The organism is Mycobacterium sp. (assembly GCF_032159775.1).
Taxonomy (GTDB): domain Bacteria; phylum Actinomycetota; class Actinomycetes; order Mycobacteriales; family Mycobacteriaceae; genus Mycobacterium.
In genome coordinates, this window is record NZ_JAVHWK010000132.1 from 1 (window position 1) to 23445 (window position 23445).

At 64.1% G+C, this 23445-nt stretch carries 22 protein-coding genes; 12 read left to right on the forward strand and 10 right to left on the reverse strand.

Going from position 1 to position 23445, the window contains the following annotated elements; genetic code table 11:
- Positions 1-539, forward strand: a 539-nt coding sequence (locus tag QOJ24_RS16860; protein WP_526263201.1) for a nuclear transport factor 2 family protein, incomplete at its 5' end; no start/stop codon positions are given.
- Here the strand turns inward: QOJ24_RS16860 and QOJ24_RS16865 are convergent.
- Both QOJ24_RS16865 and QOJ24_RS16870 read right to left on the reverse strand, forming a co-directional pair.
- Positions 517-1722: an NAD(P)/FAD-dependent oxidoreductase gene (locus tag QOJ24_RS16865; RefSeq protein WP_526263203.1), complete on the reverse strand. Its 1206-nt coding sequence runs from the start codon at positions 1720-1722 to the stop codon at positions 517-519. The genes QOJ24_RS16860 and QOJ24_RS16865 overlap by 23 nt on opposite strands.
- 50 nt (positions 1723-1772) lie before the next feature.
- Entirely contained in the window at positions 1773-3209 is a 1437-nt protein-coding gene (locus QOJ24_RS16870; RefSeq protein ID WP_526263205.1) for a WS/DGAT/MGAT family O-acyltransferase, read from the reverse strand.
- Between the two features lie 121 nt (positions 3210-3330).
- Between QOJ24_RS16870 and QOJ24_RS16875 the strand changes: the two genes are divergently transcribed.
- The 5 genes from QOJ24_RS16875 (at position 3331) to QOJ24_RS16895 (ending at position 7036) form a co-directional block, all read left to right on the forward strand.
- A complete protein-coding gene (locus QOJ24_RS16875; protein ID WP_526263207.1) occupies positions 3331-4551 on the forward strand; it encodes an alpha/beta hydrolase in 1221 nt (406 codons plus the stop codon).
- A gap of 81 nt (positions 4552-4632) precedes the next feature.
- Positions 4633-5289 (forward strand): TetR/AcrR family transcriptional regulator, encoded by a 657-nt coding sequence (locus QOJ24_RS16880; protein WP_526263209.1) that lies wholly within the window; start codon positions 4633-4635, stop codon positions 5287-5289.
- On the forward strand, positions 5286-5810 hold the full coding sequence (locus QOJ24_RS16885; protein WP_526263211.1) for a VOC family protein: 525 nt from the start codon (positions 5286-5288) through the stop codon (positions 5808-5810). The genes QOJ24_RS16880 and QOJ24_RS16885 overlap by 4 nt, the downstream gene beginning before the upstream one ends.
- Positions 5811-5815: 5 nt before the next feature.
- Positions 5816-6328: a carboxymuconolactone decarboxylase family protein gene (locus QOJ24_RS16890; RefSeq protein ID WP_526263213.1), complete on the forward strand. Its 513-nt coding sequence runs from the start codon at positions 5816-5818 to the stop codon at positions 6326-6328.
- Positions 6329-6385: 57 nt separating this feature from the next.
- Positions 6386-7036, forward strand: coding sequence for a TetR/AcrR family transcriptional regulator (locus QOJ24_RS16895; RefSeq protein WP_526263214.1), 651 nt, complete (start codon positions 6386-6388; stop codon positions 7034-7036).
- Here QOJ24_RS16895 and QOJ24_RS16900 read toward each other — a convergent pair.
- A complete protein-coding gene (locus QOJ24_RS16900; RefSeq protein ID WP_526263216.1) occupies positions 7008-8117 on the reverse strand; it encodes a DUF1214 domain-containing protein in 1110 nt (369 codons plus the stop codon). The genes QOJ24_RS16895 and QOJ24_RS16900 overlap by 29 nt on opposite strands.
- 73 nt (positions 8118-8190) lie before the next feature.
- On the opposite strand from QOJ24_RS16900, the gene QOJ24_RS16905 reads away from it, so the two are divergent.
- Entirely contained in the window at positions 8191-9435 is a 1245-nt protein-coding gene (locus QOJ24_RS16905; protein ID WP_526263218.1) for a sulfotransferase, read from the forward strand.
- A gap of 85 nt (positions 9436-9520) precedes the next feature.
- On the opposite strand, the gene QOJ24_RS16910 is transcribed toward QOJ24_RS16905, so the two are convergent.
- Positions 9521-10240, reverse strand: coding sequence for a DUF4189 domain-containing protein (locus tag QOJ24_RS16910; protein ID WP_526263220.1), 720 nt, complete (start codon positions 10238-10240; stop codon positions 9521-9523).
- A 247-nt stretch (positions 10241-10487) separates the two neighbouring features.
- Positions 10488-11657 carry a PucR family transcriptional regulator gene (locus QOJ24_RS16915; RefSeq protein ID WP_526263222.1) on the reverse strand — a complete coding sequence of 390 codons (1170 nt, stop codon included), beginning with the start codon at positions 11655-11657 and terminating at the stop codon, positions 10488-10490.
- 150 nt (positions 11658-11807) lie between these two features.
- Between QOJ24_RS16915 and QOJ24_RS16920 the strand changes: the two genes are divergently transcribed.
- A complete protein-coding gene (locus QOJ24_RS16920; protein ID WP_526263224.1) occupies positions 11808-12896 on the forward strand; it encodes a ferredoxin reductase in 1089 nt (362 codons plus the stop codon).
- A gap of 13 nt (positions 12897-12909) precedes the next feature.
- Positions 12910-14085: a fatty acid desaturase family protein gene (locus QOJ24_RS16925; RefSeq protein WP_526263225.1), complete on the forward strand. Its 1176-nt coding sequence runs from the start codon at positions 12910-12912 to the stop codon at positions 14083-14085.
- Between the two features lie 8 nt (positions 14086-14093).
- Here the strand turns inward: QOJ24_RS16925 and QOJ24_RS16930 are convergent, their stop codons facing one another.
- Positions 14094-15512: an SDR family NAD(P)-dependent oxidoreductase gene (locus tag QOJ24_RS16930; protein ID WP_526263227.1), complete on the reverse strand. Its 1419-nt coding sequence runs from the start codon at positions 15510-15512 to the stop codon at positions 14094-14096.
- 83 nt (positions 15513-15595) lie between these two features.
- Here QOJ24_RS16930 and QOJ24_RS16935 point away from each other — a divergent pair, with 83 nt between their 5' ends.
- Complete coding sequence (locus QOJ24_RS16935) at positions 15596-17329, forward strand: serine/threonine-protein kinase (protein ID WP_526263229.1); 1734 nt, start codon at positions 15596-15598, stop codon at positions 17327-17329.
- A 190-nt stretch (positions 17330-17519) separates the two neighbouring features.
- Positions 17520-17939: a hypothetical protein gene (locus QOJ24_RS16940; protein WP_526263231.1), complete on the forward strand. Its 420-nt coding sequence runs from the start codon at positions 17520-17522 to the stop codon at positions 17937-17939.
- Positions 17940-17957: 18 nt separating this feature from the next.
- Here QOJ24_RS16940 and QOJ24_RS16945 read toward each other — a convergent pair whose 3' ends face one another.
- From QOJ24_RS16945 to QOJ24_RS16960, 4 genes are all read right to left on the reverse strand, one after another.
- Positions 17958-18455: a DUF309 domain-containing protein gene (locus QOJ24_RS16945; RefSeq protein WP_526263240.1), complete on the reverse strand. Its 498-nt coding sequence runs from the start codon at positions 18453-18455 to the stop codon at positions 17958-17960.
- Positions 18449-20155 carry an alpha-glucosidase gene (locus QOJ24_RS16950; RefSeq protein ID WP_526263232.1) on the reverse strand — a complete coding sequence of 569 codons (1707 nt, stop codon included), beginning with the start codon at positions 20153-20155 and terminating at the stop codon, positions 18449-18451. The genes QOJ24_RS16945 and QOJ24_RS16950 overlap by 7 nt, the downstream gene beginning before the upstream one ends.
- Positions 20152-21156, reverse strand: coding sequence for a glycosyltransferase family 4 protein (locus tag QOJ24_RS16955; protein ID WP_526263234.1), 1005 nt, complete (start codon positions 21154-21156; stop codon positions 20152-20154). Before QOJ24_RS16955 ends, QOJ24_RS16950 begins: the two co-directional genes overlap by 4 nt.
- Before the next feature lie 137 nt (positions 21157-21293).
- Positions 21294-22532 carry an NRAMP family divalent metal transporter gene (locus QOJ24_RS16960; RefSeq protein ID WP_526263236.1) on the reverse strand — a complete coding sequence of 413 codons (1239 nt, stop codon included), beginning with the start codon at positions 22530-22532 and terminating at the stop codon, positions 21294-21296.
- A 131-nt stretch (positions 22533-22663) separates the two neighbouring features.
- Here QOJ24_RS16960 and QOJ24_RS16965 point away from each other — a divergent pair, with 131 nt between their 5' ends.
- Complete coding sequence (locus tag QOJ24_RS16965; RefSeq protein ID WP_526263238.1) at positions 22664-23275, forward strand: hypothetical protein; 612 nt, start codon at positions 22664-22666, stop codon at positions 23273-23275.
- The last annotated feature ends 170 nt before the right edge of the window (positions 23276-23445 follow it).

The following is a 23445-nucleotide window of genomic DNA, read 5'->3' on the forward strand; positions in this document are numbered from 1 at the left end:
CCACTGAGGCGCTGCTGCAAGAAATGCTCGATGAGTTTGCGCTGCGGAAGCTGGTGCACGCCTACTGTCGCGCCGTCGATCGCAGCGACTTCACGACGTTGCGGGATCTCTACCACGAGGACGCCATCGACGCCCACGGAGAGTTCTCGACGGGAAGTGTCGACGAGTTCCTCGGCACGCTGGCCGCGTCCCGTCCACACATCCGGTCGATGCAGCACAACATCACCACCGTGAACTTCGCAATAGACGGTGACAGGGCCGAGGGCGAGATCTACACGATCGCGGTACACACATTCGGAGCGGGCGATCATGATGTCGATGTCATCGTCGGCGGACGCTATCTCGACAAGTACGAGAAGCGGCGAGACATTTGGAAGATCGTCGAGCGGACGATCGTGACCGACTGGGCACGGGTGACCGATCCGTCGACAAACGACCTCAGCCACCCGATATCGCGGGGCACCAGAAAGGGCAGCCTCGACGCCGAAGATCCGTCGCGACAGTTCTTTTCGCTGCTTACAGCCGACCGTTCAAGATGAGCTTCCAGTAGATCAGAGGAAGCGCGTAACGGTCGAACGCCCACGCCGTGCGTCGCGGCTTGAGTGGGTCGACGAACGAGGGCAGCGACGATGTCACCGTGCCCGAGCGATCGAACTCGCCCGCAATCAGATGGTGGGCGTCCGTCGCGATCGGCGCGACTGTGTATCCGTCGTATTTGGAGAATGAACCGTTGCTGCGGGCAGCGAGCAGGTTGTCGACAAGAATTGAGACCTGCCGCCGCAGTGCACCTCCCGAGGGATCGGTGTCGACGGTCGCACCGTCGCCGACCGCCCACACCTGTGGGTGTGAGCGGTGTTGGAAGGTCCGCGGATCGACGTCGGCAAGCCCATGGCTGCCTTCGGCGGCGAGCCCGGACGACGTAAGCCAATCCGGCCCGCGGAATGGCGGAACCAGATGCAACATGTCGTAGGACACCGTCTCCGTGGCTTCGCCAGAGCGGCTCACCGTCAACCGGCGCTGCTCGGGCATGAGCGACGTGACCGTCGCGTCGTACAGCACCCGCACCCCCAGTTTCTCGAGATGACGGTTCAGCCGCTCGTCAAGTGCCCGCACTCCCAGCAGAGCAGGCCGGTCGATCGCGAGCGAAATGTCAACGCCCGGTAGATATCCCGCCCGCTTCCAATGTGCAGCCGCCAAGAACAACGGCTTGATGGTGGTCCCGGTGCAACTGACCGGTGGCCGGGGCACCGTGAACACCGCGTGGCTCCCCGGTGTCATCGATCGAACCAATTCCCAGGTTTTGTCCGCGCTGTTCAGGTAGTTGCTGGCCACCGCCGGCGTGGCCACAGCTGTCTCGATACCCGGAAGGGCTTGATCGTCGGGGACCAGGCCGCAGGCGATGATGAGGTCGCGATAGTGATATGTCCTTCCGCTCTCGCACCGCACGGCCTTCTCGTCGGGGTCGACGACGACCGCGGAATCACGGATCCAAGTGCAGCCGCGCGGCGTCACCGACCGCTGTGTGCGTTCGGCACTGCGCATGGACGCCTGGCCGCCACCGACATAGGACAGCAGCGGTCGGTAGGTGTGAACGTCCTGCGGTTCGACGACGGCGACGGTGGTGATGCCGTGCCGGATGAGTCGTGCCGCCGCGCTGATTCCGGCGTTACCGCCACCGACAATGAGCACATCGATCAAACCGTCGTGGGGAGCAAATGACATCTGTCGGCGATACCCCGTAGTCACACCGATAACCCGATCCGCCGCGCTGGTCATTTTGCGGCGCTGAGCATCTCCTCGAAAGAGCTCTGCATGCAGTCGGCGTAGTGACCCGGATCCGGTAGTGCGCTGCGATCCGCCGTCACCCCGATAGAAACGGTGCCGTTGTAGCTCGCCACGATGTGGAAGAGGTTCATCCCGCCGATCAACGGACCCAGCCCGGTGACTTTCACCAGGCGAGCGCCCACGAAGAAGATCGGATCCGTCGGACCCGGCACGTTGCTCACCGTTGTGTTGGCGACCGCAGGGCCGGAAAAGGGCACTGCATTAGCGGCTTTGACCGTCAGCCCCAGCAACGTCGTTGGCACGGTGCCCACCAGCTCCATCAGCCGGGAGCTGCTGGCGGTATCGGAAGACTCGCGGAACGCAGAGGCGTCGTCGACGATCGCCGCCAACCGTTCCATCGGGTCAGCGAAGGTGGTCCCCAACGCCTGCAACCGGCCGAACAGTCGGTTGCCGCCGCTGCCGCTTTCGCCGCTCGACCGGATCGACATCGGGCACGCGGCAACGAGAGTCTCCTCTGGCAGCTCGCCGCGGCCATCCAGATATCGGCGAAGCGCACCCCCGACATAGGCGAGTGCCACGTCGTTGATGGTCGCGCCAGGCACGCAGGCCTTGATCCGCTGGAAATCGCTGAGGTCGTGAAAACGTGCTTCGAACGCCCTTTGCGGTGTGGGCGTGCCGTTGAATCGTGTGCTCGGCGCAAACAGCGAGCCCGACTCGGGGCCTAGTGCCGCCGCCAGCCCGCCGACGACCTTGGCCGGCAACTCCCCGATGTGGCGCAACGCGCCGAGTGCGCCGGGAATCAAGACCTTGCCCGCCCGCAGCGGGTGCAGGACACCGTTGATTGCCGTCCGCGAGACGAGGTCTGCTGTCGACGGCAGCGCGGGTGGATTCCACGGCTTGTCCGGCGGGGCGGGGCGCGCGCTGTCGTGTGCGAGGTCGTGCATGGCCGCCATCAACTCGACGCTTTCCATTCCGTCGACGACACAGTGGTGCAGCTTGATGGAGATCGCGAACGATCCCGGTGGCACGCCGGGCACGGAGTTCAGACCCTCGATCACCGTCATCTCCCACGGTGGCCTTCGAAGATCGAGCTGGCGTCCGTGGATGCGCGCGATCTGTATGCACAGCTGGCGCCAGTCCCCCGGCTGAGGCAACGCGATATGACGCACGTGGTACTCGAGATCGAAGTTCGGATCATCGACCCAGTACGGCATGTGCAGGCTGCCGGGTAGGTCGGTCAGCCGCCGACGGAACGTGGGCGCCAGATGCAGTCGGGCATCGATCTCTTCGAGAATGCGCTTGAAGGTGACCTTGCCGCCGGGCGCCGTCGACTGGTCATAGACCAGCAACATCTGGATCTGCATCGGAGTCTCCGGCCTCTCGGCGCGAAGCATCATGTCGTCGGTCCAGCTCAATTGCTCCATTTGATCGTTGGTTCCCTTCGGTTCCCCACGCCACACGCACGGCGCCATCGACGCCTGATCAATGTCTTACGGCAAGACCATTACCGTAGTTAAAGATGGCTGCCGGGCCTACGCTGCAGCAATGTCGGGAGTAGACGCTGGGCAGGCAGTTCGCACCGTCCGGTCCTACCTCCGATGGATGACGCGGGCAAAACCGGGCGACTACTTGATCGCGCTCAGTGCAGTATCCGCGTCGACCCCGCTGATCGGACGGCATATCCAGCCGATCAGCGGCATGGCCGCCCTCGGCGTCTGCGGCAGGACGTATCTGCCCGGCATCGTCTCGTCGATGGCCAGAGCGCGGTTCGACCCCGGCGGCCACCAACTCCTTCGCGAGCAACTCGCGCTGACACCTTCGGTGCTGACGGAGGCGTTGCAGGGCATCGTCAGCGCCGACGACCTCGCACATCCGTGGCCGTCACATCCGCAGCGGGCGCCCCTCTGGAAGGCGGCGGGCCAGCGCCGCTATGTGCACCGGTCGTCGGTGCACTACGGCGATCACCCCAGCCAAGTACTCGACGTGTGGCGGAGCCAGGAACAGCCCGGCGCCCCCGCTCCGGTACTCGTCTACATTCCGGGCGGAGCATGGGTGTTCGGGAGCCGGACACTGCAGGGACACGCGCTGATGGCCCACCTCGTCAGACGGGGCTGGGTCTGCCTCTCCCTCGAATACCGGACCAGCCCGCAACATCGTTGGCCGCGCCAGATGACCGATGTCAAGGCGGCGATCGCGTGGGCGCGCGCCCACGTCGGCGAATTCGGCGGCGACCCCGAATTCATTGTCGCCGCGGGATGTTCCGCAGGCGGCCACTTGGCAACGCTGGCCGGTCTGACGGCCAACGACCCTCAGTGGCAAACCGAACTACCCGCTGACGCCGACACATCTGTCGATGCCGTCGTCAGCCTGTACGGCCTCTACGACTGGCAGGACCGCTCCACGGTGCAGCGCGCACGATTCATGGAATTCCTCGAGCGCGTGGTCGTCAAGCGCTCGCAGGTTCGCCACCCGGAAATGTTCGACGCGGCCTCACCGGTGGATCGGATCCACGATGATGCGCCACCGTTTCTCGTTGTGCACGGCAGCCGCGACAGCCTCATCCCTGTCGGCGAAGCGCGCGCGTTCGTCGGCAAGCTGCGGTCCGTGTCGGCCGCGACCGTCGGTTATGTGGAGTTGCCCGGCGTCGGTCACGGTTTCGACCTGGTCGACGGTGCACGAACCGGAGCAGTTGTCGCCGCCATAGGCCGATTCCTCCGTCAGATCCACCACAATCGACCGGTGGCCAATGCAGGCGCGGCGATCTGACACCGCTTTCCCTGGTTCTCCTTAACGCGGTACCAGCTGGTACCGTAACTTGTTGGTCAACAAGTTAGTAAGGTGAGAGCCATGTCCGCAGCGCCACCCGGAAGCGCCGCACCGACGCGCACGCAGGAGATCCGCCGAACCGAAGCTGAACGGCGCCTGGTCGCCGCCGCAGCCGAAATGGTGGGTGAGGTCGGGCCGTCCCGCGTCACGCTGGCCAACGTCGGAGAACGCGCCGGCTACAGCCGCGGCCTGGCCACCCATCACTTCGGCTCCAAGGGTGCCCTGATGCAGCGGGTCGTTGAAGCCGTCACCCACCAGTTTCGCGAGGCGGTGTTCGACCGTGGCCGACCCGAGGACGCGGTGACGGAACTGCGGACGCTCGTCGGCATCTACTTCGATGTCGTCACCGATCTGCAATCGGTCAACCGGGCACGGTTGGCGCTGTGGGCAGACGCCGTTGCCAATCCCGACGAGGAAACCAGAAGCCGGATGGTCGCCGCTGACCGCGAATTCCGCGAAGAGATCGAAAAACGTATCGAGCAGGCGGCGGCAGCGGGCGAAATTCCGCGCACCGTCCACCCGCACGGGCTCGCCACGGTGATCATCGCGATGCTCCGCGGCGTGGCACTGCAATCACTGATCGACGACCACGTCGACCTCGACGCCGCCCGAGGCGAAGTCGGAGCCCTCCTCATTCACCGCCTCCAATCGGAGCAGAAGGAAAGGCGGCCAACATGAGCATCCGGTTCGGAAAGATCGCCCAGATCGGCTACGTTGTGCGCGACATCGACGCCGCAATGGACAACTGGGTGCGCCACGGTGTCGGCCCCTGGTTCTATGTTGACCGCGTCAAGACCGACTTCTTCCGATACCGCGGCGCGGACTCCGACATGCAGATGAGCGTGGCCCTGGCCAACTCCGGGGACGTACAGCTCGAACTGATCCAGCCGCGCAACGACGCCCCGTCGATGTACAAGGACTTCCTCGATGCTGGACGCGAAGGGATGCAACACATCGCGTACTGGTCCGACGACTACCAGAATCTTCTGGACAGTGCGCTCGCCGCCGGTTACAAGATCGGGCAGGAGGGCTGCATCGGCGGTGAACAAGGCCGGTTCGCCTATCTCGACACCGAAGCAGAACAGGGCACCGTCATCGAGCTATCAGACATCAGCGGGTTCAAAGGCCAGTTCTTCCAATACATCCGCGATGTCGCCACCGGCTGGGACGGCAGCGACCCGATCCGCGGCCGGGAGTGATCACCATGGACTATCCCGACTTCGACGCCTTGCCGCAGCACCTCAAGGACACCCTCAGCCAGCACGCTCCGGTCAACATCTATCGGATGGTCATGCACTCCCCCGGCCTCGCGCCCGGCTTCTTCGTCATGGCCGACGCCATGTTTCAAGCGAATTCGCTTCCGCCGCACCTTCGCGAACTGGCGATCCTGCGGGTCGGATACCGCTGTGACGCGCCGTACGAAACTCATCAACACACCATGATCGCCGGATACGCCGGGCTGTCGGCAGAGGCCATCGCCGCAGCCGCGACCGGTTCCACCGAGGGCCTGGCCGACGACGAGATCGGCATCCTCGCCTGGACCGACAAACTGATCGACGACCACACCCTGATCGGCAGCGACCGCGCCGACGCCCTGGAAGTTCTCACAGTGACGCAACTCGCCGACCTCGTGGTCACGGTCGGCTTCTACCAACTCGTATGCAATTTCCTCAACACCTTCGAGGTGACCACCGAAGGCGAACCCACCCACAAGTGACATATCCGTTATGGGGCCGCACGTAATAAAACTCCCCGTCTGCGGTACCGTTTTTCGGTGACCACGGCACCTCAACCCCTACCGGGGCGGCCGCGAGATCCGCAGAAGGATATCGACGTGCTTGCCGCAACCAGGGAACTACTGGTCGAGGAGGGCTATCAGGCGACGACGATCGTTGCCATCGCACGCCGTGCCGGCGTTGGCGCACCGACGATCTACCGCCGCTGGCCCCGCCGCGAGGCGATCATCGAGGATGCGGTGTTCGGCGAGATCGGGCCGACGGCCATTCCCACCTCGACGGGTGAGCTTCGCAAGGACTTGCACGCCTGGACGTGGGCGTTCACCCGGCAGTTCGCGGACCCCGTGACCCGGGCGGCGATACCGGGACTGCTGATGGCCTACGAGCACGACGTCGATCTGTACGAACGACTGGTCAATCGCACGGAACACGATGTCCGCGAACAGTTCACCGACTTGATACGCGGCTACCTGACCGACCTGCCGCCGACGGAACTGCGGCTCCGAACAGACGCGATATTCGATTTCCTCGTCGCGACCACCGTCATTCGTGCGCTGACCTTCGGCCTCGTCGACTACGAGAACTTCTGCATGCGAACCGCCGACGCCCTCACCGCATTGGCCAACTCGACGTGGAAGACGCCGCGGCGTCGCCGTTCGGTCAACTCGCCGCGGTCGGCGCGTCGGTGATCTTGACGAACTGAACCTCGGGGCGCGCGGGAACCTCGTCGGCCAGGAACCAGCGGAACGCCAAGTTGCCGCGCGGATAGTCCAGTGTGGTCAGCGAATTGGGATGGCTCGTCATACCGCGGGACACCACGACCGTCACCGAGCCGTCGGCATTCGGTACCGCCGTGAAGCCGTTGACCGAACTTCGCGCATCGCGCACACCGGGCACGGCCATGAACTGGTTCCACACCACCAGATTCCAGAACCGGCAGTTGGGCGGCCGATGCGTGATCACCAACGCCTCATCATCGGCAAGGTCGAAGCTGCCGTAGGCGTAGCAGGCGTCACGGGCAGACCAACCGAAGTTCGCGTCTGGCACCTGATAGGGCTCGGCGAACTCGTTCGCCGACATCGCCGTCTTGTGGCCGAGCTCGTGTTCTCCTGCGTTCTTCACGCCCACCGCGAGCGGCAGAATGGCGAACATGGTGCGCAGCCATGCGGCGCTGGCCCGCAGTGCGGCCGCGGTTTCCGCCTCCCCGTGGCGTAAGGGTTCGGGCGCGTCGAGCGCCTCGATCTTCCACCTCACTGGCGTGCCGACGTGGGGGTCGGCCTGATAGTCGCGAGTCATCAGAACTGCGGCGTCGGCCGCCGGACCGAAGTCGAAGCTGAAGTTTCCGTCGTCGTCGATGTCGAGATCGTCGTCGCGAACGATCTTCACGATCTTGTCCGACCACGCCCCCGGTGACGGCTCGTTGTAGGCGGTAACCGAGAAGTACACGCTGTCACCGCGATTGCCACTGATTCGGTAGCGCCGCTGCGGATCGACGGGACACATGAAGTAGATGGCGTCGGTGTTGTCGCCACCCCATCGCCGATCCGGGCGCCACGGCGAGTTCACCTCGACCCACAACGGCCGGCTGGGGTCGGCGAACAGGTAGGTATCCAGCGCGACACCAAGCGTCGTGGCCAGCATGCGGTACCCGTCGGCGATGTGACGGTCGTCGGTGACGGCCTTGTCACCCTCCATGAAGGAGCGATCCAACTGGCGAAGGGTGTCGAGCAGTTCGCGCCAGGCATCGGTGGCCTCATGGGCGGTGGTCATGCGCCGTTCCTCGCCTCCGGGACGATTCACCGCCCCTTCCGTCATTACGTAACGGACTGTAACATAATTGATCGTGACCGATGCCACAACGAAGGTCGTCCATCTCGACGATCTCGCCAAGCCGCGCTATAGCGTTGAGGCACAACAGATCCGGGATATGATGTCGGCTGTCGCGCCGCAGTGCCCGCTCGACGCCGCCGTGATGCACGACCGCGCGCGGACCGAAACCGGCCTCGCCGACTTCGGACCTGATGACTACCGCGAGCGGCTGGAGCTCTATCTGTCCGATCTTCGCCACATCGACATGCACGGCCCAGGCATCGTGAACTTCCACTCGCAGCTCGTGCAGTGGCTCAAGAATCGGCTGCTGCTGACCGCGCTATTGAAGCGGCACCCCGAAATACCCGACATTGAACTGCTTCCCCCGGTAGTGATCGCCGGGCTACCCAGGACGGGCACCACCCACCTGCACAACATGCTGTCGGCGGCTCCGACCTTCCGCAGCCTGCCGTACTGGGAGAGCGTCGAGCCGTTTCCCCTGGCCTCCGAGGCGGGGCTACGTCCCGATCCCCGCATCGCTCGGATGGACACGGCCGTCGCGATGATGGACATCCTGATGCCCCATTTCGCTCTGATGCACGAGATGACCACCGACCACGCGCACGAAGAGATTCAATTGCTGGCCAACGACTTTTCGACGATGTTGATGGACACCCTCGCCCATGTTCCCCGCTGGACCGAGTACTACTGGTCCACCGACCAGACCTCCTCGTATGAATATCTGGCCACTGAACTGAAAGCCCTGCAGTTCTTGCGGGGGGGCCGGCGGTGGGTGCTCAAGTCACCGCAACACCTCGGTCAACTGCCGGTGCTCGAGCGCGTGTTCCCGGGTGTGATCGTCGCGTTCACCCATCGCAACCCGATTCCGGTGGCGCTGTCGATGATCACGATGATCACGTACTCGGAGCGGATGCACCGCGCCGACGTCGACGTCGGTCTGATCGCTGAGGCTTGGGTGGACAACCTGGACCGGTTGCTCGAATCGTGTGTACGCGATCGCGATGTGATACCGGCTGATCGCTCGGTAGACATCCGCTTCGACGACTTCATGACTGACGAACTGGGCACCGCCGAACGGTTGTACGCACTTGCCGGCGAACCCTTCGACGCCGCGGTGCGCACCGCAATCACCGACTACCTGAGCGCTCACCCACGAGGCAGGCTCGGCCGGGTCGCGACGTCATGGCACGTGTTCGGAATCGACGAATCGGATCTGCGCTCGCGGTTCGCTTCGTACGTCGACCGATTCCTGAATTGATCGGCGGCTCAACAGAATAGCCGAAACCGCCCGGACCGTTGGGAGGTAACGGTCCGGGCGGATCGGGTTAGGGCGAAGCCGCGGCTCAGAAGTAGGTCGTCGCCGTCGTGCTGGTGCCGTTGTCACACGTGATCGTCACGGTCCAGTTCTTGAACTTCGGGATGGCCGGGACGATCCTCAGGTCGTACGTTGAGTTGGCCGTTAAGGCGAAGCCGCGGCTGTAGTCGTCCGTCGCATAGGTGCACTGCGACGTCACACCGCTGCGGTCGGTGATGTGAGACTCGAGACCGCCGAGGACCTTGTTGAACGACACCGTCGGCCCCTGCTTGGGCGCAGGCGGGGGCGGCGGGTCGTTCGGCGGCGGCGGGGTGGTGTTCCCGTTCGAGCAGCCCGACACGATGACCTTGGCGCCCGTCTGGTTCTGCAGTTGGCCTAGCGCGGCGCTCGAGGCGGCGGCAACCGACGAGCCTTTCGCCCCGACCTCTTCGCCGTAGTTGTTCGAGGCGGCCGCTGCGCACTCGTTCGTGCCGATGACCACGGTCACGCAGTGATCGCCGCCATTGTTCACACAGTTCGTCAGCGCGCCCTGTGCGGCTGCGTCCTGGGTGCCGGCGATCGACGAGCCGCCGGCCATCGTGACGGGCGGATTCTCGCTGACGAAGCCGAGAGCCAGCGCGATGTACTGGTCGGCTGCCTGCGCCGGGGCGGCGCTCATCATGCCGACGACGGACGCCGCCGAGGCGAGCAGGGTCGCGGCGATGGCCCGGCCCCGGTGGCTGGTAAGGCTCTGGAAGGTGGTGGTCATGATCTCTCCTGTGGGTTGTCGCGGCTCCGGGGTGGAGCACGGTTTGGTTCTCTGGCCCTGCGTCACGGGGATGTATGTGTGTTGGCCGACTGATCGGCCTTGGCTTGCTTTTCCCGCTGCACCAATAGTCGTTCGCGCAAACCTGCTGGGTAATCGCCGCAAAGCCAGAATCAGGAAGGTACGAGGGGAGGATTTCCTATCCCTCAGGCAAGGCCGCAATCCGCTTAAGCGGACAAAGCGGTGCGCCTCACGACGCAGTCGGCGAATCGGTCGTGGCTGGGATCGACAGTGCGACGACGAGTTCGAGGACCGCCCGGGGATCGTTGAGGCGTTCGCCGAACAGTTCACGAAGTTGGGTCATGCGGTACCGCACCGTTTGCGCGTGCACGAACAAGTCGGCTGCGACTGCGTCGCGTTGGCCTTGGTGTAGCAGCCACGATCGCAATGTTTCGGCAAGCCGTTCGGCGGTGTTGGGACGCAACTGATCCAGCGGTGCGAGCGCCAGTCGGCGGAGATCGTCAGCGGCTTCGCGGTCCGCGCCGAGGACGAGTTCGACGAGATGGGTGTCGGTATCGATCGTTTCGGTATCGCCGACAAGGCCGAGTTCGCGGGCCTGCAGGACGCGATGATAGGACGAGTGCGCCTGTGTCCAGTTGCGCGACGGGCCGACGATTGCCCTGCGATCTCGGATTTCTCGCAACAATCGGGACCGGTTCAGACCGTGCGCATCCGGGATGAGAAGCACGACGACCGATTCGGACGCGTCGATGCCGGGCAGGTCATCGCCGAGTTGCAGAGTTGATTGTCCGAATCGGGAAACGAGTCCGCGGGTTTGCGCCGATGGAAGCAGGACCGCGGTGAGGGTATCCGGTGGATGCCAGTCGGCGCGTTCGGCACTTGCCTGCAGCGTCTCGATGGGCGCCCCTGCGAGGAGGTGCTGTGCGAGTCGGTCGAGTTGACGGCGCCTTGCCCGATCGGTGGAAGCCAGTTCCTCGGCATGCCCGGAAACGCTCGCCGCGGACAGCTCGTCGATGAACGCGAAAACCAATTCGGCGAACCGCGCGATCATCAAGGGTGGCAAGCCGCCGTCGACGGCGGATTCGGAAAGCTCGCGCCACGCCACGCGGGCCCCGACGCGATAGGCGGACAACAGCGCGTCCACCGATCGACCTGAGCGCGCCTCGCCGCGACCGAGCTCATAGGCGCCGTCAAGCGCAGGCGATAACGTCGGGCCGGGATCGGACCCTTCTGACCGGGCAGCCAGACGAAGAAATGCGCCGAGCGCCATCTGCACCGCGCCCTCGATGCGTTCACCCATGGGCCCGCTGAATGCGTCGGCATAGCTAGGCACTTCGACGGTGACGGCCGCCACAGTGTGTTCGGCTACCGCGGGTAGCACGCCGTGTAGAGCGGTCACTACCTGGTCGTTCAGTACCAGGTCGGCAAATCCTCGATCCGACGATCTCATCGTCTCGTCCGCCAAGATTGTTCACTCCGAACAACTTCGTAGCAGTAATTCACACCGGCTGGTCAAGAGTTTATACCCCAGATGATGGAGTGTGGTGCTATGACGACAACAGCACCCAGGACCAACCCGATGGGCACGCTGCGCGGCCGGTTCCTTCAACTCGCCGAGCGGATAACCACCCCGCTTCTCCCTGCCGACTACCTCGACATCATCGACCCGCTGCACTCGGGCACCGAGCTGCGCGGCCGGATCGTCGCCATACACCCCGAAACACGCGACGCCGTCAGCCTGATCATCAAGCCTGGCCGCGGCTGGCGGCCGTACAAACCGGGGCAGTACGTCCGCATCGGTGTCGACGTCGAAGGCGTACGACAGTGGCGGGCGTACTCCCTGACCTCCGACACCGATCGGTCCGACGGTTGCATCGCAATCACGGTCAAGGCGATCCCCGGTGGCAAGGTGTCCAACCATCTCGTGCGACGGGCGACGGTCGGTACGGTCATCCAACTCGACCAGGCCGCAGGCGAATTCACGATCCCTGCTGTGGTGCCGACCAAGATCTTGTTCGTCACGGCGGGAAGCGGTATCACCCCGGTGATGGGCATGCTTCGCAACATGGCCGAGCGCACCGACGTCGTGGTTGTGCACAGCGCCCCCACCCCCGAAGATGTGATCTTCGCCGGCGAACTGCGCATGCTGGCCAGCCAAGGGCGAATCCGCTTGATCGAGAAGCACACCGACACCGACGGCATGCTCAGCTCCGCCGAACTCAGCGATCTGGTGAGTGACCTGTCCGAGCGCGAGACCTGGGCATGCGGACCGACAGCCATGCTCGACGCCCTCGAACGGCACTGGGCCGACGCCGGCATGCCCAGGTGCCTGCACACCGAACGCTTCAGGCCCACCGTGGTCACCGCCGGTGAAGGCGGGACCGTCACCTTCAGCAAGTCTGCGACGGCCGTCGACACGCCGGGCGACCAGACGCTGCTCGACGCAGGCGAAGCGGCCGGCGTACTGATGCCGTCCGGTTGCCGGATGGGCATCTGCTTCGGATGCGTGGCACCGCTGCGCCAGGGAGCCGTACGCGACCTTCGCAACGGTGACATCACCACAGCGGCGCCCGGTGACGGCGTCTTGATCCAGACCTGTGTTTCCGCAGCAGCGGGCACCTGCGACATCGACCTCTGAAAAGGAAACTCCAATGACAACTCTGCAACGCCAAGAACAGAATCCGATCGCCCACCTCACTTCCCAGGACATCGAGAATCTCGGCCACGAACTCGACGCCATTCGCCAGCAGGTGCTTGACAGCCGAGGCGAACGGGACGCTCACTACATCCGCAGCGTCATCGACTTTCAGCGCAAACTCGAACTAGGCAGCCGCGCCGTGCTGTTGTTCTCGCTCTTTCCGCCTGCATGGCTGGCAGGAACGGCCGGACTCTCAGTCGCAAAGATCGTCGAGAACATGGAAATCGGCCACAACGTCATGCACGGTCAGTGGGACTGGATGCGCGACAACAAGATCCACTCGACGACATGGGAGTGGGACAACGCATCCCCCTCCGATATGTGGAAGCATTCGCACAACGAGATCCACCACACCTACACCAACGTTGTCGGCAAGGACGAGGACCTCGGGTACGGCATCATGCGGGTCGATGAGGATCAGCGCTGGATGCCGTTCTATCTCGCGCAGCCGCTGTGGAACTTCATCAACGCCTGCTTCTTTCAGTACGGAATCGCGGCCTACGACCTCAAGATCGGCAAGTACCTTAAGGGCAAGACGGACAAAGAAGAATTCCGTCGCCAAAGCAAGGATGTGGTCGCCAAGATCCGCAGGCAGATGACGAAGGACTACGTGCTGCACCCGCTGCTGTCCGGGCCGTCTGCAGTCACCACGCTGACTGCGAACCTGACCGCGAACCTGGTCCGCAATCTGTGGACACACTCGGTCATCATGTGCGGACACTTTCCCGAAGGCGTGCAGACCTACGAGAAGAAGTCGATCGACGGCGAAACCCGTGGCGAGTGGTACCTCCGGCAGATGCTCGGGTCGGCCAACATCAGCGGAAATAAACTGTTGCACTTCATGACCGGCAATCTGTCCTTCCAGATCGAACACCATCTGTTCCCGGATCTGCCGAGCAATCGCTACCAGGAGATCGCGCCGAAGGTTCAAGAGCTCTTCGAGCGCTACGGCCTGACCTACGTCAGCGGTCCGATGGTCAAGCAGGTTGGCTCGGCATGGAAGAAGGTGTTCCGGCTGTCGCTGCCAAACGATGCGCTGCGCAAAACCACGGCGGCGGTCAACCCGATGAACATCGTGGCGATCGTGTTCCCGTCGGAGTCGACAGTGGTCGACGTCGAAGCGGCCTAGGCCCGCCGCTACCAGTTGCTGGGCGAGTAGTCCTTCAGGAAGCAGCCGTGCAGATCTTCGCCCGACTCCCCGCGGACGATCGGGTCGTATACGCGGGCGGCGCCGTCGACAAGGTCGAGCGGGGCATGGAAACCCTCGTCGGCGAGCCGCAGCTTGGTCGGGTGTGGCCGCTCGTCGGTGATCCAGCCCGTGTCGACGGCGGTCATCAGGATGCCGTCCCGCTCGAGCATCTCGGCTGCGCTGGTGCGGGTGAGCATGTTCAGCGCAGCCTTCGCCATATTGGTGTGCGGATGTCCCGGGCCCTTGTACGCCCTTGAGAACTGTCCTTCCATGGCCGACACGTTCACGACATATTTGCGGCGCGACGATGAAGCCGCCATCGCCGGGCGCAATCGGCTCACCAGGATGAACGGGGCGGTCTGGTTACAGAGCTGGACCTCGAGCAGTTCCATCGCGTCGACCTCGTGCACGCGTTGGGTCCAGCTGTTGACCGACGCCGTGTCGGGCAGCAGGCCACCGGCGTCGATGGCGGTTCCCGCGGCAATCCGGTCCGGAGACGCGCTGCGGGCGGCGAGAGCCAGTGATGTCACCGCGTGCGGAGCTTGGTGCTCGGCGAGGCTGCCGGCGAGTGCCGCGGGATGGGCGTCGCTGACGCGGTCGAAGGTGACCACGTCGACCAGTTCCGTTGGCGGGGTCCGCTCGGCCTCTACCAGCGCCGCGTAGGAGTTGGGAGCTCGACGCACCGTCTGGGCGGCGTTGTTGATGAGGATGTCCAGCGGGCCCCGCCCGGCGACCGTATCCGCGAGCGCGACGACCTGCGCGGGGTCGCGCAGATCGATCCCGACGACACGTAGCCGGTGCAGCCAGTCGGCACTGTCGGGCATCGCGGCGAAGCGCCGCACGGCGTCGTTCGGAAAGCGGGTGGTGATCGTCGTGTGCGCGCCGTCGCGAAGCAGTCGCAGCGCGATGTACATGCCAATCTTGGCGCGGCCACCGGTGAGCAGGGCGTTTCTGCCGCGCAGGTCGGTGCGGGCGTCGCGCTTGGCGCGGTTGACCCCGGCGCACTCGGGACAGAGTTGGTGGTAGAACGCGTCGACCACCGTGTAGCGCTCCTTGCACATGTAGCAGGCGCGCGACCGAAGCAACGTACCTGCCGACGCCCCGGCGGCATTCGACACCAGCGGCAGGCCCGCGGTTTCATCGTCGATGCGGCCGGGCGCACCGGTGGCGGTGGCCGCGGTGACGGCGTGATCTGCTGCGGCTACCGCGTCGCGCTTGGCGTGCCTGCGGGCCTTCTTCACCGACTTGAATATGCCCGCGGTGGCCCGGCGAATTGCCACCGCATCGGGATGTTCGGGCGGCAAAGACTCGATGTCGGCAAGCACCATCAGACAGATGTCGAGCTTGTCGGGGTCAATCGCGTTCACCGTGGAAGAGTACGGGGCCTCACAGCAAAAGACACAGACGAGGAGTTCTGAGTGTCCAACGCGCTAGCCGTAGGCTTTCCGACATGCCGTTGAACAGCGGTGAGGTTTTCGCCGGCTATGTGATCCAGAGATTGCTCGGCACCGGCGGAATGGGCGAGGTCTACCTCGCCCAGCATCCTCGTCTGCCCCGACAGGACGCCCTCAAGATCTTGTCCATCGACTCATCAGCCGACCGCGAATTCCGAGCGAGGTTCACCCGCGAGGCCGAGTTGGCCGCCACCCTCCGGCACCCGCATATCGTCGGCGTTCTCGATCGTGGCGAGTTCGACGGCCGACTCTGGATCTCGATGGACTACGTGGACGGCACCGACGCGGGCCGTTTGGTTCGAGAGCGATACCAAGGCGGTATGCCGGAACGGGACGTCACGGAAATCGTGACGGCGGTGGCCGACGCACTCGACTTCGGTCATGACCGCCGCCTGCTGCACCGTGACGTCAAGCCCGAGAACATCCTGGTGACCGCATCCGATGGCCGTCGGCGAAGAGTGCTGCTCACCGACTTCGGCATCGCTCGCCACATCGACGACGTCAGCAACCTGACCGACGACAACGTCGCGTTGGGAACCATCAGCTACATCGCGCCCGAGCAACTCATGGGCAGGCCACTCGATGGCAGGGCGGACCAATACGCGTTGGCTGCCACAGCTTTTCATCTCTTGACCGGAGCGCCACCCTTCCAGGATTCGAATCGTGCTGTGGTGATCAGCCACCACCTGGGTACGCCACCACCGCGCATATCCGACCGTCGACCCGACCTCGCGCACATGGACACGGTTCTCGCCAGCGCGCTGGCCAAGGACGCCAACCAGCGGTACCCGAGTTGCCTGGCGTTCGCCGAAGCCCTCGTGCAGCCGCGGTCGTCTCCTGGTGCCGCGTCACCGCATCCGTCCACGCAGCGTCTCGAGCGTCTGGTCGTGCACGGAACCGCGCGCAGCGTTCACAGTGATCTGGGGAGCTTGACCTTCCACTTGCTGCCGTCTGACCCGATCGACAATCTGCCTGCGTCCGTTCCGGTCTCGATACAAACTCAACCCGGAGCGGGCCAGCCCGCAGACGGCGACGAAGTTGAGGTCAGCGGTGTCTGGGACGGCAACACCCTGGACGCCGACGAGATCCTCACCTACGCGAACGACGCTTCTCCGAATCGGAAAACGTCGCCACCGCCGGAGAAAACGCCGGGGCAGAAGGCGCCGAATCGCAGACGTGGCCGGATGGCGCTACTTCTCGCTCTCGTCGGCGTTGTCGTGGTGACGGCCGCTGCCATCGCGTGGTTCACCGACGGATTCGGGTCCCGCGATCGTAGCGGGCCGATCGTCAAACCAGTGAGCGCGACCGTCTTTTCGCCCGGGGGCGCCCCGGACAACCCGCAGAAAGCCGGCCTGGCGATCGACGGCAACCCGGACACATCGTGGACGACCGTCACCTACAAGGATGCGACCCCGTTCCCGAACTTCATCGAGGGAGAGGGACTGTTGCTCCATCTGTCCGATGCGACCGCGCTGAGCGCCGTCACCATCGACTTGTCGAGCACCGGAACCGAAGTGCAGATCCGGTCCTCACCGACGGAATCCCCGACCACGTTGGCCGATACCACCGAGCTGACCCCGACCACGCCACTGCAACCGGGACACAACCGCATCGAGGTCCGCGATTCGACCAAGACGTCGAATGTGTTGGTGTGGATCTCCAAGTTGGGCACAACCGATGGCCGGAGTCGCACTGAGATCTCCGAGATCACGCTGCAGGCGACCGGGTAGGACGGGGCATCAACACGAGTCGGCGCGCGAGGGGGCTGATTCGGGCGGGAGCCCCTGCGATAGATCGCCCGAACCCGATCTGATTCGCGCTAATCGGGTAACCCGCATGAATCCCGTCACTGAAAGCCAAGCGGGCCGCGTCCACGCTAGTCTGCACGGTCGCAACCAGAGAGCCTGAGAAAGGACAGCGATGTCAGAGAAATGGACAATAGCCAGAGTCGGCAAGCCCGAGATCGTCGTAGGCGAAACACTGCAGCAAGCCATCATTCGGATTCAAATACTGCCGCTACCTCCCGTCGCCTGGACGGACTGCTTCCTGCAGACGGTTAAGGGGCACGGAATCACCATTACCGGAACAGAAACCCATCCCGACAAGATTGAAGCCGTCGCACATCCTGCGGAGATCGAAGAGGTGCTCGGAAAATTTGATTCGGCGATTGAGAGCGCCAACAAGTACGTCGAAAAGGTGGTGCACTCCCGACGACAAGCGGACCACGACACGAAGGACAACGATGTTGAACAGCGCCAGAAAATACAGGCCGAACTCAACCAACTCGCGGAGAAGTTGTCAAAACCCGAATACGACCCCCGAGGTGCGGGTGCCAGTTAGGCCCTGACCTGGATAACCTCAGCGCCGTCCGACGTCACGGACGACCAGACGCGGTATCAGGCGTTCCTGCGTGATCGCGACGTTCGCAGCGAGGTCCTCAACCAGATCGTCGGCGTAGTCGGCCAGGCCAGCGATGTCGATGTCGTACGGCGCCGTCTCACCGACGGCAAAGCCGCCCGACGCCCGCCGAAGTACGGTGATCGCCCCCTTGACGTTATTGCGCTGCACGTGGGTGATGCCCACCGCAAGCTGGGCAAGTGATTGCCACAGTGTCTTTTCGTCCTCCGGGCCGTTCTTCCATGCCGCCTCGAGCACTTCGTGCGCGTTGAACGCCAGGCCCCGGTCCAGCAGATCCTGGGCAACGGCAAGTGTTTCGGCCGGCGACAACTCGAGGTCGTCCGGAATGCGCGGAATGCCTTCGCTGCCGGGCGGAAGTGGCCGGCCGAGGGCATCGCGGGGACGGCTACTTCTGGGCCGGCCGAATTCGTCTCGATCACGCTCAGACCGACTCACAATGGCCCACCACCGAGTAGATAGATGCGTGCATCCCAGCCGGCAAGCGCAACGGACGACGACAACGACATGGTCGGGGTTCCGGGCAGGTTGCCGAGCAACAGCTCGGCCGCGATCCACTCTCGGCCTATTTCGACGCTGCGGGGATCACGCCCGCAGTTGGCGATGACGAGGAGCCGCGCGTTCGGGGTAATTCTGGTGTACGCCCAAATCTGCGGGTCGTCCACCATCAGCGGCGTCACGTCGCCGTCCACCAGGATGGGCAATTCGTGGCGGAGGCGAATGAGAGCTCGGTAATGCTCAAACACCGAATCACTCACGTCGAGTTGAGCTGCGGCGTTCAGCCAGGCGTGGTTGGGGTTGACTGGTAGCCATGGATCACCGGAGGTGAAGCCGGCATTCGGTCCCGCGTCCCATTGCATCGGTGTCCGGGCGTTGTCGCGGCTGATCTTGGCCAGACCGGCCAGCGCCGCACTCTCGTCTCCCCCGGCTTCGACCACACTCCGGTAGTAACTCAGCGCCTCGAGGTCCTTGTGATCCGCGGGAACTCGGAACGGATAGTTCGTCATTCCGAGTTCTTCGCCTTGATAGACGAACGGGGTGCCGCGCATGCCGTGCAGAACGGTCGCGAGCGCCTTGGCCGACGCCGCCCAGTAGTCCAGGTGGTCGTCACCGAACCGGGACACGACGCGGGGCTGGTCGTGGTTGTTCCAGTACAGACTGTTCCAGCCGGTCTCGGACAACGCGGCTTGCCATCGATGCAGTGATCTCTTCAGGTCGACCAGATCGAAACCGACATAGTCGAATTTGCCCGCAGGGCCTTGGTCGAGGGACACATGTTCGAACTGAAAGACCATGTTCAGTTCGCCGCGCTCCGGATCGGTGTAGAGGCGCGCCTGTTCGGTTGTGACGCCCGGCATTTCGCCGATCGTGATGAACTCGCCATCACGTCCGGCAAAGACTTCGCGTGTCATCTCGGCGAGGTATTCGTGAACGTGCGGTCCGTCGACGAACATGTCCATGGCACCGACATATCGTCGGCCCGGGATCGCCGGTGCGTCGGGGAGTCCCTGAGCCTTGGAGATGAAATTGATGACATCCATGCGGAAGCCGTCGACACCGCGATCGAGCCACCAGCGCATGACGTCATAGGCTGCCCCTCGAACATGTGGGTTGTCCCAATTCAGGTCGGGTTGCCTACGGTCGAACAGGTGCAGGTAGTACTGGTCAGTGCGCTGATCCCACTCCCACGCCGATCCGCCGAAAAGAGACCCCCAGTTGTTCGGCTCGGAACCGTCACGAGCGTCGCGCCAGATGTACCAATCCCGCTTCGGGCCGCCACGAGCGGAACGCGACTCGACGAACCACGAGTGCTCATCCGAAGTGTGGTTGACAACAAGGTCCATCACCAACTTCATGCCGATGTCGTGCACCTTGGCGAGCATGCTGTCGAATTCGGCCAACGTTCCGAACAGCGGATCGATGTCGCAGTAGTCACTGATGTCGTATCCGTTGTCGGCCTGCGGCGAGCAGTAGATCGGTGACAGCCAGATCACGTCGACCCCGAGCGCCCGAAGATAGTCCAGCCGGCCGATGATGCCGCCTAGATCACCGACGCCGTCGCCGTTCGAGTCGGCGAAGCTCCGCGGATAAATCTGGTAGACCACGGCAGACTTCCACCACACCTCTTGGGGCAGTGTCATTCCCGACGACCGATCACGTCGCGGTATACCTGGACATACTTGTCGATCATGGCCGAAACGGTGAAGCGCTCGGCGGTGAGTTCGGCGATCGCCAGGCGGTCGAGCCGGTCCGCGGCGGCGACCGCGGCCACCGCAGAGTCGATGTCGTCGACGAGAAAGCCGGTGACGCCGTGCGAAATCAACTCGCCCATAGAACCTCTCGAGTTGGCGATGACCGGCGTGCCGCAGGCCATCGCCTCGACCACGCTGTAGCCGAACGGTTCGTCGAAGTCGATGAGGTGGAGTAACGCGTGCGCGGCTCCCAGTACCTCGGCGCGTGCAGAGGCGTTGACGGGTCCGATGTATCGCACCCGGTCCCCGTCAACGTGCGGTGCGACCTCGTCGTCGAAGTACTTCTGATCCTGGATGATCCCGGCGATGTCGAGCCGACGCCCACACCGGCGGGCAACTTCGATCGCGTGGGCGGTGCCCTTGTCTGGGTGGATTCGTCCGAAGAACAGCAGATGCTCACCGGGACTCGAATGGATTGCGAATCGGTCGATTTCGATGCCGTGGTGAATGGTCGCGGCGTAGTGCAGGTCCGGGTGTCGGTCGGCGTCACTTATCGACACGTACGCGCCTGCGCTGTCGTAGCGCTTGTAGACGGGAATGATCCGATCGGACGAGAACCCGTGGATCGTGGTGACTACCGGTGTGGACACGAGATCGCTGTAGGTGAGCGGCAGGAAGTCGAACCCGTTGTGGATGATGTCGAACTCGCCCGCCCTCTCGAACACGGAGGCGATGTGCAGGCACTCTGCGACCTTGGCGTCGATCGTGGCATCCTCCGACCATCCGCACGGCGCGGTCGCGTGCAGGCGGGCCGCGGTGATCGAGTCCGCCGTGGCGAACAGCGTGACCTCATGGCCGGCGGCCACCAGGCCCTCGGTGAGCAACGAAGCGAACTGCTCCCACGGTCCGTAATGCCGGGGTGGTGTCCTCCACGCGATCGGCGAGAGCACAGCTACTCGGATCGGACCGCCAGTCTTGCCTTCGATGGGGATACGCTCAGGTTACCCGGTACTACGATTCTGGCGTGAGGGCAGAGTTGGTGGGCGCGGCAAGTGTGGGTCGCGGGCCGGAATGACTAATTCGCGATTCAGCGGCTGACCGAGGTTATCGCCAGCGCCGCGACGCACCCCACCACCACGGCGGTCGTGGTCCAGTAGGCGATCGTTGCGCCAAGGCCGATGGTGAAGCGCCCCATCAAATCACGGTCTCGTGCGATATTGACCATCACAATCAGCAGTGGCACCAACAGCACCGCGTTGAGCACCTGAGTCGCCACGAGGATCGTCACCAGCGGCGCATTCGGTATGAGCACGGCGATTGCGCCGCCGAGCGTGACGAGCCCGAACGTCAGGTAGAAGAGCCGCGCTTCGCTGAAGGGGTCATCAACCGCTGCTTCGACGCCGGCATATTCGCAGACCGAGTATGCGGTCGAAAGGGGTAACACAGACGCCGCCAAGAATGCCGCGCCAATGAGGCCGATTGCGAACAGTGTCGACGCTGCGCCCCCTGCTAGGGGTTCAAGGGCGACCGCGGCGTCGGCGGCATCGCGAATGGAGCGTCCGTCGCGGTGCAGCGTTGCTGCACAAGCCACGACCACAAAGAACCCGATGACGCCTGTCAACACGGCGCCGGTGATCACGTCGACCCGCTCGAGGGAGAGATCTTCGGTTCGAAGCTTCTTATCGACCGCATAGGACTGAATGAAGGAGAGCCCCCACGGCGCTAGCGTCGTACCGACGGTGGCAGTGACGATCGCAATGGCAGCGCCGTCGGTGGGCATGGTCGGCACCAGCATGCCGTGAAGCGCGGCTCCCCAGTCCGGACGGGCCATCACGCCGGAAGCGATGTAGGCGAGGAACACCGTCGACAGGATCAACAGAAAGTGTTCGACGCGGTGGAAGCTGCCGCGCAGAACCAACGCAGACACGATCACCGCGGCCGCGGGCACGCTGACGTAGCGACTGATTCCGAATAGTTCGAAGCCGGCGGCGATTCCGGCGAACTCCGCGCAGGTTGTGCCGATGTTGGCCACTACGAGCGCGGTCAGCACAGCACCGCCCAGGCGCACGCCGTAGCGCTGCCGCACCAGCCCGATGAGACCTTGCCCGGTGACCACACCCATGCGTGCCGCCAAGCCGTGGAAAAGCACCAACGCCACCGTGGAAAGCACGAGAACCCACAACAGCTGGTAGCCGTGGTCGGCGCCAAGCACAGAATACGTCGTGATGCCCGCCGGGTCGTCGTCGGACAGGCCGGCAAGCAATCCAGGACCGGCTACCGCCAGCAGAGCGCCCAGAGTAAACCCCTTGCGCCCTGGGCGATTCACGGCTTCCCTCCCCCTCCGGCACGCCTGCCGCTGGCCGGGGCGTGCCGTCGGCGGGGCCATACTCGGGACCGAATGAACCGCCGACCCCGCAGCGCTGGCATGTGCGCCAGCCGGGCGCGCCAACGACGTGCATGCTCGACGGGCATGGCGGCCACGATCTGTTCGGTCGCTTCGCCGGGCATCGCCCGGAGAACGCGCTCACCGACGGTGGGATGTGCGGCACGGACTGCGTCTGCGGCAATGTGCCGTTCGCGAATGGCAAGGACGTCCGTCGCCGACTCGATGTCGAGCCTGCTGATCAGCGCGGCGAGTTCCGCAGCGTCGAGGTGGTGGACAGCGGATCTGGGGGTAGCCAACTGCACAGCATGCCCCCGCTCGGAAGTCAGGTGCAGATCGGTCCATGCGACGACGTCCTCGCCGGCGTGGGAGGCCAATTGCCGCAACCGAAGTCGCCGCAATACCGCACCGAAGCCGACCTCAACACCAACCAGTTCGAGGCGGCTGTCCGCGCACCGATTAAGGACCACATCGGCAACCCGTGCCAGCCGTTGGCCAACTATGTCCACGATCTGGGTATCGAGGACGTCGCGAACGAGCATAATCTCGTCTTCTGCAAGAGCGTCAACGGTCGACGTGATCGCGAATGTCGTCGGGTCCGCCCTGCCTCGGATGATTACCCCGGTGTGCTCGAAGCACTCTACAGCCGCCCAGGGCACCAGCAGGACTTGCCCGCGACGGCATGACACGAGGACCCGCTCGACCAGGTGCGGGCCTGCTCCGCCGTCCAGACCAGTTGTGAGGTCGGCGACCCGGCCGAGCATCTGGTCCTTGGGTCCCCAAACTTCCTGGCCAGTCACTTGACTAAGGGAGAGCACGCCTACCTCCGAGGCCCTTGGCGCTTCTCAAACGCCTC